At 73.7% G+C, this 12,367-nt stretch carries 13 protein-coding genes; 7 read left to right on the plus strand and 6 right to left on the minus strand.

Annotation, left to right across the window (positions count from 1 at the left end):
• Position 1: 1 nt before the first annotated feature.
• A complete protein-coding gene (locus KZQ38_RS23675) occupies positions 2 to 229 on the minus strand; it encodes a hypothetical protein (protein WP_219444571.1) in 228 nt (75 codons plus the stop codon).
• 86 nt (positions 230 to 315) lie between these two features.
• Here KZQ38_RS23675 and KZQ38_RS23680 point away from each other — a divergent pair, with 86 nt between their 5' ends.
• From KZQ38_RS23680 to KZQ38_RS23690, 3 genes are all read left to right on the plus strand, one after another.
• On the plus strand, positions 316 to 1,248 hold the full coding sequence (locus KZQ38_RS23680; protein ID WP_219444572.1) for a helix-turn-helix domain-containing protein: 933 nt from the start codon (positions 316 to 318) through the stop codon (positions 1,246 to 1,248).
• Between the two features lie 84 nt (positions 1,249 to 1,332).
• The gene (locus KZQ38_RS23685) at positions 1,333 to 1,860 is read left to right on the plus strand and encodes a hypothetical protein (RefSeq protein WP_219444573.1); all 528 of its coding nucleotides are present in this window, start codon (positions 1,333 to 1,335) and stop codon (positions 1,858 to 1,860) included.
• A gap of 454 nt (positions 1,861 to 2,314) precedes the next feature.
• Complete coding sequence (locus tag KZQ38_RS23690; protein ID WP_372452274.1) at positions 2,315 to 3,316, plus strand: serine protein kinase RIO; 1,002 nt, start codon at positions 2,315 to 2,317, stop codon at positions 3,314 to 3,316.
• Between the two features lie 33 nt (positions 3,317 to 3,349).
• Here the strand turns inward: KZQ38_RS23690 and KZQ38_RS23695 are convergent, their stop codons facing one another.
• Entirely contained in the window at positions 3,350 to 3,877 is a 528-nt protein-coding gene (locus KZQ38_RS23695) for a TetR/AcrR family transcriptional regulator (protein WP_219444574.1), read from the minus strand.
• A gap of 25 nt (positions 3,878 to 3,902) precedes the next feature.
• On the opposite strand from KZQ38_RS23695, the gene KZQ38_RS23700 reads away from it, so the two are divergent.
• From KZQ38_RS23700 to KZQ38_RS23710, 3 genes are all read left to right on the plus strand, one after another.
• Positions 3,903 to 4,406, plus strand: coding sequence for an HXXEE domain-containing protein (locus KZQ38_RS23700; RefSeq protein WP_219444575.1), 504 nt, complete (start codon positions 3,903 to 3,905; stop codon positions 4,404 to 4,406).
• 227 nt (positions 4,407 to 4,633) lie between these two features.
• Positions 4,634 to 6,091, plus strand: a complete 1,458-nt coding sequence (locus KZQ38_RS23705; protein ID WP_257901974.1) for a DEAD/DEAH box helicase — start codon at positions 4,634 to 4,636, stop codon at positions 6,089 to 6,091.
• Between the two features lie 607 nt (positions 6,092 to 6,698).
• Complete coding sequence (locus tag KZQ38_RS23710) at positions 6,699 to 7,643, plus strand: hypothetical protein (protein WP_219444579.1); 945 nt, start codon at positions 6,699 to 6,701, stop codon at positions 7,641 to 7,643.
• On the opposite strand, the gene cobA is transcribed toward KZQ38_RS23710, so the two are convergent.
• Together cobA and KZQ38_RS23720 are read right to left on the minus strand one after the other, a co-directional pair.
• A complete protein-coding gene (gene cobA, locus KZQ38_RS23715) occupies positions 7,588 to 8,805 on the minus strand; it encodes a uroporphyrinogen-III C-methyltransferase (protein ID WP_219444580.1) in 1,218 nt (405 codons plus the stop codon). The two genes, KZQ38_RS23710 and cobA, sit on opposite strands and share 56 nt — an antisense overlap.
• Before the next feature lie 47 nt (positions 8,806 to 8,852).
• Positions 8,853 to 10,199, minus strand: a complete 1,347-nt coding sequence (locus KZQ38_RS23720) for an MFS transporter (protein ID WP_219444582.1) — start codon at positions 10,197 to 10,199, stop codon at positions 8,853 to 8,855.
• A gap of 22 nt (positions 10,200 to 10,221) precedes the next feature.
• Here KZQ38_RS23720 and KZQ38_RS23725 point away from each other — a divergent pair, with 22 nt between their 5' ends.
• A complete protein-coding gene (locus KZQ38_RS23725) occupies positions 10,222 to 10,863 on the plus strand; it encodes a TetR/AcrR family transcriptional regulator (RefSeq protein WP_219444584.1) in 642 nt (213 codons plus the stop codon).
• Between the two features lie 4 nt (positions 10,864 to 10,867).
• On the opposite strand, the gene KZQ38_RS23730 is transcribed toward KZQ38_RS23725, so the two are convergent.
• Both KZQ38_RS23730 and KZQ38_RS23735 read right to left on the minus strand, forming a co-directional pair.
• Complete coding sequence (locus KZQ38_RS23730; protein WP_219444585.1) at positions 10,868 to 11,968, minus strand: hypothetical protein; 1,101 nt, start codon at positions 11,966 to 11,968, stop codon at positions 10,868 to 10,870.
• Positions 11,965 to 12,300: a hypothetical protein gene (locus KZQ38_RS23735; protein ID WP_219444587.1), complete on the minus strand. Its 336-nt coding sequence runs from the start codon at positions 12,298 to 12,300 to the stop codon at positions 11,965 to 11,967. Before KZQ38_RS23735 ends, KZQ38_RS23730 begins: the two co-directional genes overlap by 4 nt.
• Positions 12,301 to 12,367: the final 67 nt, after the last annotated feature.

A 12,367-nucleotide genomic window follows, 5' to 3' on the forward strand; every position in this document is an offset into this window, starting at 1 on the left:
GTCAGGCGGCCTCGCTCACCGCCCGACGCCGCGCACGCACCCACACCGATCCCCGCACCTGTTCGGCGTTCACCGCGGCCGCGTGCAACTCGTGCTCCAGGCGGCCCGCGTCGCGGTCGTGCACGTCGGAACTCCCGGCGGGCCATGGGTCCCGCAGGCGGCGGTGATTGCGCTCCAGGCCGAGGACGACGAGTGCCACCACGGCCAGCACGCAGAGCAGAGCAGTCATGGCGCCAACTGTGCGACCGCCAAGAAACAGCCACAATTGGCAGCTTTGCCGTTGTTCGTCAATATCCAGCCACCTACGCTCGATCCATGCTCACCTCCGTGGCCGTACCCCTCGTGGACGGCGTGACACCGTTCGAGTTCGGCGTGCTCTGCGAGGTCTTCGGCCTCGACCGGGCCGACGACGACGTGCCGCCGATCGACTTCCGGGTGTGCGGCGAGGAGCCGGGCAAGCCGATCCGCACCTCCGTCGGCGTGGCGCTCGTGCCGGAGCACGGGCTGTCCGCGCTGGCGGACGCGGACCTGGTCGCCGTGCCCGCGCTGAGCATCCGCGACGAGTACCCCGAAGCGCTGGTGGACGCCGTCCGGCACGCGCCCACCGTCCTCTCGGTGTGCAGCGGCGCGTTCGTGCTCGGGGCGGCCGGACGCCTCGACGGCAAGCGGTGCACGACGCACTGGCGGTACACCGACCGGCTCGCGGAGCGGTTCCCGAACGCGCGGGTCGACCCGGACGTGTTGTTCGTGGACGAGGGCGACGTGATCACCGGCGCGGGCACGGCGGCGGGCATCGACGCGTGCCTGCACGTCATCCGCCGCGAGCTGGGTTCCGCCGTGGCGACGACCATCGCCCGGCGCATGGTGGTCGCCCCGCAGCGGGACGGCGGGCAGCGCCAGTTCACCCGGCCCGTGCCGGTGCGGGCGGACAGCCTCCAGCCGACGCTGGTGTGGATGTTGGAACGCCTTGACACCGAGCACTCCGTGGCCGACCTGGCCGCGCACGCGCGCATGTCCGAACGCACGTTCGCACGGCGGTTCACCGCCGAGACCGGCACCACGCCGCACCGCTGGCTCACCGCGCAGCGCGTGCTGCGGGCGCGGCAGCTGCTGGAGGACACCCGGCTCGGTGTGGAGGACATCGCGCGGCGCTGCGGTTTCGGCACGGCGGCGTTGCTGCGGCACCACTTCCACGCTTCCGTCGGCGTGTCGCCGAAGGACTACCGCCGATCGTTCTCGTGCGCGTAGCGCATCGCACCGGTCGGCGGCCGAACGCATGACTCCAAGCGAGTGCGATGTCACCTCACGTGACGGTGCTGACACAATGGGCCAGTGAGTCTCGACACACCGGGTGAGCGCGTCTCCGCCGACGACGACCCACCCGACCCGTTCCCGGGTCGCCCGGTTTCGCCCGCCGCGTTGCGCCTGATCACCGAGGACCTGGAGTCCGGCGGCGACCTGTCCGGGCCGGAGGCGCTGGAGCACGTGTGGCACGGCCTGTGCGCGGCCCGGTTGCTCGGCCTGCGCCTGGCGGCGTCGGGCCTCGCGCGGCTCCAGGTCAACGCCGAGTCCGTCGAGCACCAACTCGCCGCGGACTTCGCCGGCACGGCGGCGTTCGCGCGGCGGCGGCTCACCCTGCCGACCCCGGCCACGTCCGCGCCACTGGCCCCGACCGAGGTGGGCGAGGCCGTCGAGGCGCTGGTCGAGTTCAGCGCCGCCGCCCGCCGCCGGATGCTGGCCTCCGCGCGGCTGGCCGCGGAGTGGCACGACGAGCGCGTGCTGCGGCACGACTCCCTGGTGATGGGCGAACTCGGCGCCGCGTGGTTGGGCAACCGGCGCAGCTACCGCGTCGACCGCTGACGCACCAGTCGCCGGCCACGCAACCCATCGGCACACCGCACCGGCCCACCATCGGCACGCCGCCCACCGGCCGCCGTCCCCCGCGCACCGGGTCGTTCCCCCGCGCACCGCGCAACCGGCCGCCGTTCTCCGCGCACCGGCCGCCATTCCCCCACGCGCCGCCCACCGCGCACCGCCCACCGCGCACCGCCCACCGCGCAACCGGCCGCCATTCCCCCCGCGCACCGCGCCGGAAAACCCCGCCGGAAAAACCGTTTGCGCTCCCCCCACCCCAACCGGCAAGCTGTCCCCGAACGCGCAGGGAGCCGGGCCGACCGGCGGACGCAGAGGAGGTGCCCCCATGGCGATCGCTGTCCTGGACGTGGCGCCGACCCGTCCGCTCGCCCCGAACGCGTAGCGCGCCGACCACACGCGCCGCCGGGGCGATCCTCCTCCCGGTCATGGAGCCCACCCCGTGCGCAAGCACCAGCGTTTTTCCCACCGTGCCTCGGACCACTTCACCGAGGAGCACGACGACTACGACGACTACGGCCACGCCGACGACCTGGGCAAGCGCGCCAAGCGCCGCACCCGGGACGACGACGAGCCGGCACCGGCCCGCCGGGGCCGCCTCACCGAGGACGCCCGCGAGCGCCTGGCGCAGGCACGCGACGACGCGGAGACCGCTGACGTCCCGGACGGCGGCGACCGCTGGTCCAACTGGGACGCCGCCGACCACGGCCCGCAGCCGTGGCCCGAGTGGCTGGTCACCGACCTGTCCGCGGTGGACCGCGAACTGGGGATCGTGAAGACCGGCAAGGAGGCGGACGTCTTCCTGCTGGAACGCGCGGTGCCCGGCGACGACAACCGCTCGTGCCTGCTGGCGGCCAAGCGGTACCGCAGCAACGACCACCGCATGTTCCACCGCGACGCGGGCTACCTGGAGGGCCGCCGGATGCGGCGGTCGCGGGAGAACCGCGCGATCGAGAACCGCACGGCGTTCGGGCGCAACCTGATCGCCGAGCAGTGGGCGGTGGCGGAGTTCGCGGCGTTGTCCCGGCTGTGGCAGCTCGGCGCGCCCGTGCCGTACCCGGTGCAGCGGGCGGGGACCGAACTGCTGCTGGAGTTCGTCGGCACGGACGGCGCGTCGGCGCCGCGGCTGGCACAACTGCGGCCGGAGCCGGACGAACTGCTCGACCTGTGGCGGCAACTGGTCGACGCGCTGAGCGTGCTGGCGTCGGCGGGGCTGGCGCACGGCGACCTGTCGGCGTTCAACCTCATGGTGCACGACGGCAGGCTGGTGGTGATCGACCTGCCGCAGGTGGTGGACGTGGTGGCGAACCCGCGTGGTGAGGAGTTCCTGGAGCGGGACGTCCGCAACATCGCGGGTTGGTTCACCGGTCGCGGGCTGCCGCCGGACGTGGCCGACCCGGACGAGCTGACGGCGATGCTGCTCGAAGTCGCCCGCCTGGGCTGATCCACCGGGCCTGACCGCCGGCGAACGCGGCGGTCAGGCCCGCACCAGCGGCCACACGGCGGCGAACAGCGGCTCGGCGGGCAGCACCTCGTCGGTGGCCAGCCAGTGGTAGACCAGCGGCCCGAAGAGCAGGTCGCGCACCAGCACGGGATCGACGTCGGCACGCAGCTCGCCACGTGCCACGCCCCGGCGCACCACCTCGGCCACCAGCGCGTGCCGCCCGGCGAGGAACCCGTCCAGGACGCCCGGCACGCGACGTGCTTCGGCGTGCACGGCCAACAGCACCCAGGACAGCCCGCGCACCAGGGATTCGGCCAGCACCAACAGGTCTTGGCGCGCGCTGCCGGTGTCCGGGTCGGTCATCGGGACCTGCTCCGCCACCACGTGCGCGACGAGGTGCAGCTTGGTCGGCCACCGCCGGTACAGCGCCGGCCGGCTGACGCCTGCGCGCGTGGCGACGGCGTCCAGGGTCAGCGCGTCGTAGCCGACTTCGTCCAGCAGGGCCAGCGCGGCGGTGGCCAGCGCTTCGTCGATGTGCGTGCTCCGAGGTCGTCCCGCCATGCGTTACATGATGTAACGTAATGACATGAACCGCAAGAACGTGGGCAAGAACGTCACCTGGGGACTGCTCGCCGCGTGGGTCGTCCACGACCTCGAAGAGCTGCTCACCATGCCGGGCTGGACCCGGCGGCACCCCGTGGTCCCGACCACCACGCCCGCGCAGGCCGCCATCGCGATCGGCGCGGTCGGCGCGGTGGTGGCCGCCGCGTCGGCGGCGGGCGCGCGCACCGGTGGGCGGTCGCCGTTCTTCCAGTCCGTGCTGACCGGGTTCGGGCTGCACTCGATCACGCACCTCGCGGCGACCGCGGCGCACCGCGGCTACACGCCTGGGGTGGCGACCACGCCGATCGTGGTGATCCCGTTCAGCGCGTGGGCACTACGTCGACTCCGCCGTGCGGGCGTGGCCGGAAACCCTTCCCCAAGTGCACTTCTCTGGTTCCCGATCACGGTCGGCGCGGCGCACGGACTTGCCCGTTTGGCCACCCGTGTGCGGCAGAACACCGCGGGGGTGCGCGCGCCGGCCGCGTGATCGGCTACACTGAGTGGTGCATCGCCCGGAGGCGCAACGACCGTTCGCGGCCCCAGACCCGGCAGGGCGGCGATGCTCCGAACGGTGTTCCCACCGTGATGTGAACCGTGCTCCCAACCGCAATCGGCGCGACACCGCGCCGGGCCCGTCCTTGCGATTCGCGCCTGCGCCAACGGCAGAAGCAATCCCCGAGACGTGCCTTGTCCCGGAGGTAAGCTTTGCCACCCATGTCCCAAGGCCGTTCCGAGCGCCCGCAGTTCCGCAAGCCGCGCAAGCGCCAAGGCCAGGGCAACAACCGGCGTACCCAGCCCGTGCTGGAGACGACCGTTCCCGATCACGTCGAGAGCACGCTGCCCGAGGGGCCGCTGCCCTCGTTCGCCGAACTCGGCCTCCCCGAGGAACTGGTGAGGGCGCTCGACCAGGCGGGCATCGCCGAGCCGTTCCCGATCCAGGCCGCGACGCTGCCCGACGCGCTCGCCGGTCGTGACGTGCTGGGCCGGGGTCAGACCGGCTCGGGCAAGACGCTCGCGTTCGGCCTGGCCCTGCTGTCCCGCCTCGCGGGCGGTCGTGCCAAGCCGTTGAAGCCGCGCGCGCTGGTGCTGGTGCCGACGCGCGAACTCGCCATGCAGGTGGAGGAGGCGTTGTCGCCGTTCGCGCGCGCCCTCGGCCTGTGGTGCCGCACGGTGGTCGGCGGCACGTCGTTCCCGCGGCAGATCGACGCGCTGCGGCGCGGGGTCGACCTGCTGATCGCCACCCCCGGTCGGCTGTCCGACCACGTCCGCCAGGGCACCGCGGACCTGTCCGAGGTGATGTTCGCGGCGCTGGACGAGGCCGACCAGATGGCGGACATGGGCTTCATGCCGCAGGTGCGCGCCATCCTCGACCTGACCCCGGAGCACGGCCAGCGGCTGCTGTTCTCGGCGACGCTCGACGGTGACGTCGACAAGCTGGTCCGCCAGTACCTGCACGACCCGGTGGTCCACTCGGTCGCGCCGCCCACGGGCAGCGTCACGACGATGGAGCACCACCTCCTCTTCGTGTCCGCCGAGGACAAGCAGTCGGTGGTGACCGAGGTCGCCGCGCGCGAGGGTCGCACGATCATGTTCGTGCGCACCAAGCACCACGTCGACCGGTTGGCGAAGAAGCTGCGTGCCGTGGGCGTGCCGGCGGGCGCCCTGCACGGCGGCAAGGCGCAGAGCGCCCGGACGCGCGTGCTCGGCCAGTTCCGCGAGGGCACCACGCCCGTGCTGATCGCCACGGACGTCGCGGCGCGCGGCATCCACGTGGACGACGTGAGCCTGGTCGTGCACGTCGACCCGCCCGCCGACCCGAAGGACTACCTGCACCGAGCGGGCCGCACGGCACGCGCGGGGCAGTCCGGCACGGTCGTCACGCTGGTCACGCACGACCAGAGGCGCGCCGTGCAGGGCCTGACGGCGCGGGCGGGCATCCGTCCGGCGTCCACCAAGGTCCGTCCGGGCGATGAGGACCTGGTGCGGATCACCGGCGCCCGCACGCCGAGCGGCGTGCCGGTCGCGGAACCGGAGATCCCCACCCGCGCCCCGCGCCGCAACACCCCCCGCCGAGGCGGCAACCCGCACTTCCGCGGCGGCCGAGGCGACCGGGACCACTCCACCCGGGACCGCGACCGCACCGGCCGCCCTCGCCGGGTCGCCCAGCACTGAGCCTGAGCACCACCGAACCGCCCGCCCCGCACTCCGCGAGGCGGGCGGTTCCGCTTTCCCACCACATCGGCCACCGCCCGGCCGACATCTCGCCCGCCCCCAACGGCGGCGCGGGGCGGACAGTGGCTGTCCGGCGCGGACGAAGTGGTTGGTGCGGCGCAGTTCGCGGCCCCACCGTTCAAGCCCAGTCGGACTCTCGGCCCTCGCGCCAGGATCTATCAGGCAGGCTCCCTGAAAGTTTCGGGGTCGGATCTTCTTTCAGGGAGCCTGCCTGAAAATTCGCTACCCAGCCGGTCTGCGCCCGCCCCGCACCGGCACCCCACCGCTCGCACCCACCGCCCGCACCCGCGGTCGCAGCCTGCCGCCCGCAGCCGCGCTCCACGCCCGCAGCCGCGCTCCACACCCGCGCTACGCGTCCGCCATTCGCGCCCGCCGCCCGCACCCGCGCTCCGCATCCGCCATTCGCGCCCGCCATTCGCGCCACCGTCGCGTATCCGCGGGCTGGGCGGCGGAGGGCAGCCCTTCCCCGGCCAGGGGGGTAGGCCCTACTCCGGAACGCCGGCCGACACCAGTGATCAACCGGCGGCGAAATCGGAAGCTCTACGCCATGACAAAGACCTGGCACCGCCCCACGCTGTGGATCGCGTGGCTGATGGCCGCCCTCACCCTCGTCACCATCGGCGGCCTGCTCTTCGACGGCCGTGTGCTCCAGGGCGCTCCGATCTGGCTCAAGCCGTTCAAGTTCGCGGTTTCCCTCACCGTCTACTCGGCCACCCTCTCCTGGCTGCTCTCCCTGCCCCACAAGGGACAGCGCTGGACCTCCGCCCTCGGCACGCTGGCCTCCACGATCCTCTTCGCCGACGTCGCCCTGGTCGCCATCCAGGCGGCACGCGGCACGTTCAGCCACTTCAACACCAGCCCCGACCTGATGAACCGCATCGTGCAGGGCACGTTCGCGCTCTCCATCCCCGTGATGTTCCTCGCGAACGTGGTCCTCGCGGTCTGGCTCTCGTTCCAGCGCCTGCGCGACCGGCCGACCACCTGGGGCATCCGCTCCGGCCTCTACATCGCGGTGCTCGGCATGGCGTCCGGCTACCTCATGTTCATGAGCGTCGGCACGAAGAGGACCGTCAGCGACGCCGCCGGCAGCACCGTCGACCTCCGCGGCGGCCACAGCGTCGGGGTTCCGGACGGCGGCGACGGGATGGCGGTCACCGCGTGGAGCACCACGGGCGGCGACCTGCGCATCCCGCACTTCTTCGGTATGCACGGCCTCCAGGTGATGATCCTCGTGGCACTCGGCGTGTCCGCGCTGGCGCTCAGCGAACGGGCGCGGACCCGCCTGGTCCTCGTCACCGCCGTCGGCTACACGGGGCTGTTCGGCCTGCTGACCTGGCAGGCGATCAAGGGCGAGCCGCTGCTCCGGCCCGGCACCACGACGCTGATCGCGCTCGCCTGCCTGGTGACCCTCGTCGCCGCCGGGGTGGCGTGGACGTTCACGCTCGAAAAGGCAGCTCTCCCGCCAACCCGGCGACCGGCCCCACAACGATGATCGCGGGCGGGCGGATGCCGTGCTCGACGATGTCGTGCCCCAGATCGTCCAAAGTGGACCGCACGACCCGTTGGGCGCGGGTGCTGCCCTCCTGCACCACGGCCACCGGCGTGTCACCGGGCCGCCCCGCCCGCAGCGCCGCCGCGAACGCGCCCGCCCGCTCGACGCCCATCAGGATCACCACGGTGCCGCGCAGGCGGGCCAACGCGGCCCAGTCCACCAGCGACCGCTCGTCGTCCGGCGCGACGTGCCCGGACACCACGACGACCTCGTGCGCCACGCCGCGGTGCGTCACCGGCACGTCGGCCAGCGCCGGCACGCCGAACGCGCTCGTCACGCCCGGCACGACGGTCACCGGCACGCCCGCCTCGGCGCAGGCGATCAGCTCCTCGAAACCACGCCCGAACACGTACGGGTCGCCGCCCTTGAGCCGCACCACGAACTTGCCCGCCTTGGCGTTGTCCACCAACGTGGTGTTGATGAACTCCTGGGTCGCCGCCCGCCCGTACGGGATCTTCGCGGCGTCCACCACCTCCACGTGCGGCGGCAGTTCGTCCAGCAGTTCCATCGGGGCCAGCCGGTCGGTCACGACGACGTCGGCACGGGCCAGCAGCCGCCTGCCGCGCACCGTGATCAGGTCCGGGTCGCCGGGCCCGCCACCGACCAGCGCCACCCCCGGCGGCTGGTCGTGCTGGTCGCTCAGCGAGCCGTCGTGCAACGCCGCCAGCAACCCGTCCCGCACCGCCGCCGAACGCTTGTGCTGCCCACCCGCGAGCACTCCGAGCAGGAGGCCGTCGTGCTCGCCCACGGCGGGCGTGACGGCCGTGCCCTCCACGGCCACGTCGGCACGCACGCAGAAGATGCGCGACTCCGTCGCGTCGGCGGTGACGCGTGCGTTGACGTCGGGGTCGGACGTGCAGGTCAGCACGTACCAGGCGCCCTCCAGGTCACCTGCGGCGTAACGGCGGCGGTGCCACACCGCGCCGCCCGCGTCCACGATCCCCTGGACGGCGGGGGTGACCTCGGGCGAGACGACCTCGACCCGCGCGCCGGACGCCACCAGGCGCGGCAGCCGGCGCTGCGCGACCGTGCCGCCACCGACGACGACGACCTTCCGCCCGGCCAGGTCGAGGCCGACGAGGTAGTGCTGTTCACCGTGCATGGGTAGAAGCATCCACATCAGACATGCCCTGTTCCAAGCGGGGTGCGTCACACCACCGCCGCGGCACGCGCCTCCGCCCGCCGCACCAGACCACCGTGGACGGCGGCGAACGCGCCGGCCAGCACCGCCGCCACCGCGGCCACGGCGAAACCCCCGCCCGGACCACCGGTGGCGAGCACGGCGGCCACGACCGCGCCGGCGAGGCTGCTGCCCACGACCCGCACCAGGGCGTTGATCCCGCCCGCCACCGCGGTCTTGGCGGGTTCGACGTGCTCGACGGCCATCGTGCCCAGCGCCGCGTAGCCCAGGCCGATGCCGAGCCCCAGCACGGCCGTCGCCGCGTAGAGGCCGAACCCGTCGCCCGGCAGCGGCACGAGCCACAGCGCGGCCACCGCCACCACCGCCGAGCCGGCGGCGACGAGGGTGCTCGCCGCGAACCGGCGCATGAGCGCGCCCGCGCACACCGACACCAGCAGCATCAGCACCGTCGTCGGCAGCAGGTGCAGCCCGACCTGGAGGACCGACGCGCCGAGCGCGGTCCGCGCGTGGGCCGCGAAGGTGGTGATCGTCGCGAACAACGCGAAGCCGAGCAGGAGCGACGCCACGGTCGCGCCGACCGTCTTCCGGTGGAGCAGCAGCGGGATCTCGACCAGCGGTTCGGCGGTGCGGCGCGCGGTGCGCACCCACACCGCGGCCAGCACCACCGCGGCCACCAGGAGGCCCATGGTCGCGGGTGACGTCCAGCCCCACACCGCGCCCTCGCTGACGGCGACCAGCAGGCAGACCAGCCACCCGGACACCAGGGCCGCGCCGAGGAGGTCCGGCCGACCGGCCGACGTGCGCACGCGGTCAGCCGGCACGACCACGACCACCAGCGCGAACGCCAGCACGCCCAGCCCCGCCAGGAACCAGAACGCGGTCCGGTGGTCGCCGCCGACCAGTCCCGCGAGGATCATCCCGCCACCGCTGCCGACGCCGATGGTGGCGCTGAGGACACCGATCGCGGCGGGCAGCCGCGGTCCCGGCAGCAGGTCGCGGGCGACGCCGACGGCCAGCGGCAGCAGCGGCGCGGACATGCCCTGGAGCACCCGTCCCGCGACGACCACCGGGAACGCGTCGGTCACCGCGCACAGCACCGCTCCCACCACCAGCAGGGCGAGCGCGACCAACGACACCACGCGCCGGCCGTGCCCGTCACCGAGCCGCGAGAGCAGCGGGATCGCGACGGCCCCGGACAGCAGTCCCGCCGTCAGCACCCACGACGCGGTGGTGGGCGCGACGCCCAGCGCGGCTTGCAGTCCGGGCAGCAGCGGCACCACAACGGTCATCTGGAGGGTGCCGACGGCCACCGCGAACGCCAGTGCCGACACCGTGGCCCACGATTTTTTATACATGTATAGAAAGTAGCATGGGCCCATGCCAGCACGCACCGGACGACCGCCGAGGATCTCCCGGGCCGACATCGTGGCCGCCGCCCACCGGGTGATCGGGGAAGACGGCGTCGAGGGCCTGACCATGCGCAGGCTGGCGCGTGAGGTCGGCAGCACGGCCATGGCGCTCTACCACCACGTGCGCGACAAGGAGGAGTTGCTGCTGCTCCTCCTCGACGACTACGCCGAAAGCCGGCCCAAGCCCGCGGACCTGCCCGACGAACCCCGCGAACGCGTGGTCGCCGTCGCGACGGCGATGCGTGAGGCGTTGTCGGAGTGCCCCTGGGTGGTCGACGTGCTGCGAGCCGACGACCTGCTGTCCGTGGGCGCGCTGTGGTACCCCGAGAAGATCATCGACGCGGCCGTGCACGGCGGGTTGACCCCCGAAGACGCCGTGGACGCCTACCGCGTCATCTGGCACTACACGGCCGGGGAGATCGCCGTGCGCGCCGCGGCCCGGCGACGTCGGGCGCAGGGCACGAGCACCTACCGGGAACGCGTGTTCGCGGACCTCGACGCGCACGACTTCCCGACCCTCGCCCGACTGGGCCCCCGCTGGGAGTCCTTGACCGCCAAGGACACCTACGACCGCGGTCTGCGCGCACTCGTCGCGGGGCTGCTGCCCTGAGGCGTCAGGGGTTCCGCCTTCGGGCGACCAGCAAGGCGGCCACACCGGCGATCGGCAGCACCAGTCCCGCGCCGACCCACCACGCCGTGCCGCCCCGGAGCCCGGTGTCGGCCAGCGGCGGTTTCCCGCCGGCGGGGGCGGGCGGCGTGCCGGTCGGCGGCTCCACGCCGGTCGGTTCCGCCCCAGTAGGGGCAGGCTCAGTGGGGGCAGGCCCGGTCGGCGGTGGCCCGGTCGGCGGCGGGGTCGAAGTCGGGTCGGTCGGCGGCGGCCCGGTCGGGGGCGACGTGGTGGGAGCCGTGGTGTCGGTGGGCGGCGGGTCGGCGCCGGGCGGGGTGGTGGTCGTGGTGGGTGGCGCGGCTTCGCACTCGACGCGGACCTCGCCCAGCCGCACGGACGTCACCGGGCCCTGGTAGACGACGTTGCCGCTGGTGTCGGTGAAGGTCCCGTCGATCCGGATGTCCAGCCACGCCTCGGCGGTGGACTGGCGCGACTGCGTCGCCGGGTCCTGGTGCGGCGTCACGGTCGAGGTGATGGTGCCGCGGCTGATGGTGTCCACGCCGATGTCCTGGCCGGTGATCTCCAGGTTCGTCGTGCCCGCGCCGACGCGCCGACCCAGCACGGTGATCTCGGCGGAGTCCGTCCGGCTGTACGCCAGGGCCAGCGGTCCGATGGGCGGTGGCAGGCACTCGGCGTAGGAGTCGAGCGACGCGACCGCGCCCACGACCGGCCGGACCTCCAGCAGCTCCTGTGTGCGGAAGTGGACCTCCATGCCGGTGAGCTGCGCCTGCGCGAAGTTCTTCGAGGCGGACGCGGAGGTGCGGACGTTGGCGGTGGAGATCTCGACCCGCGTCAGCACGCCGTCGGGATCGCTGTAGTCGCCGTTGTCCTCCACGCCGGGCGCGGGGCTGATCGCCCGGCCGTACTCCCCGCTGAAGGCTTCCAACCCGATCGCCGGAACCCGCGTGGTGTCGAGCCGCACCAGGACCGCGCGCGCGGGCACCGCCCGCACCGCCGACACCGGCACTACGCCGCTCAGCACGACGAGCGCGGTCACGGCACCGAGCGCGAGGGTCGCGGCGGCCCACGGCCGCATGACGGCGGTCATCCCTGGACGGGGTGGGGCGACCGCTCGATCTCCGCACCCACCGCGCGCACGTCGCACCAGACGCCCATCAGCCCCTGGCCGCCGCGGATGGTGAGCCACGGGCCGCGGGCGAACCGGCCGTCCGCGCACGCCACCACGACCCGGAACGTGCCCGCGCCCCGGCACCAGCCCGTCCCGGCGCGGCCCTGGACGAGCACGCCGCAGTTGTGGAGCCCGACCGGCAGGGGGGCGGCGGTCTGGGGACCGGTGGGCCCGACCGGACCGTTGTCGGCGTGCGCGGTCGCGGGGAGGGCGAGCAGGGACAGCAGCACAGCGGCCAGTAGACGTCGCATGGCGCGGATCGGAACACGGGTGCCGTGCCCACGGCCGGGAATCACCCGGACGTGGGCACGGCGGGAA

The sequence above is a fragment of the Saccharothrix obliqua genome, from assembly GCF_019375475.1.
In the GTDB taxonomy this organism is placed as follows: Bacteria; Actinomycetota; Actinomycetes; order Mycobacteriales; family Pseudonocardiaceae; genus Actinosynnema; species Actinosynnema obliqua.

Excerpts from the sequence above, each read along its gene's own strand:
- KZQ38_RS23675 (WP_219444571.1), bottom strand. The coding sequence starts at position 229 with ATGACTGCTCTGCTCTGCGTGCTGGCCGTGGTGGCACTCGTCGTCCTC.
- KZQ38_RS23680 (WP_219444572.1), top strand. The coding sequence starts at position 316 with ATGCTCACCTCCGTGGCCGTACCCCTCGTGGACGGCGTGACACCGTTC.
- KZQ38_RS23695 (WP_219444574.1), bottom strand. The coding sequence starts at position 3,877 with ATGGCGGGACGACCTCGGAGCACGCACATCGACGAAGCGCTGGCCACC.
- KZQ38_RS23700 (WP_219444575.1), top strand. The coding sequence starts at position 3,903 with ATGAACCGCAAGAACGTGGGCAAGAACGTCACCTGGGGACTGCTCGCC.
- KZQ38_RS23705 (WP_257901974.1), top strand. The coding sequence starts at position 4,634 with ATGTCCCAAGGCCGTTCCGAGCGCCCGCAGTTCCGCAAGCCGCGCAAG.
- KZQ38_RS23710 (WP_219444579.1), top strand. The coding sequence starts at position 6,699 with ATGACAAAGACCTGGCACCGCCCCACGCTGTGGATCGCGTGGCTGATG.
- cobA (WP_219444580.1), bottom strand. The coding sequence starts at position 8,805 with ATGCACGGTGAACAGCACTACCTCGTCGGCCTCGACCTGGCCGGGCGG.
- KZQ38_RS23720 (WP_219444582.1), bottom strand. The coding sequence starts at position 10,199 with ATGTATAAAAAATCGTGGGCCACGGTGTCGGCACTGGCGTTCGCGGTG.
- KZQ38_RS23725 (WP_219444584.1), top strand. The coding sequence starts at position 10,222 with ATGCCAGCACGCACCGGACGACCGCCGAGGATCTCCCGGGCCGACATC.
- KZQ38_RS23730 (WP_219444585.1), bottom strand. The coding sequence starts at position 11,968 with ATGACCGCCGTCATGCGGCCGTGGGCCGCCGCGACCCTCGCGCTCGGT.
- KZQ38_RS23735 (WP_219444587.1), bottom strand. The coding sequence starts at position 12,300 with ATGCGACGTCTACTGGCCGCTGTGCTGCTGTCCCTGCTCGCCCTCCCC.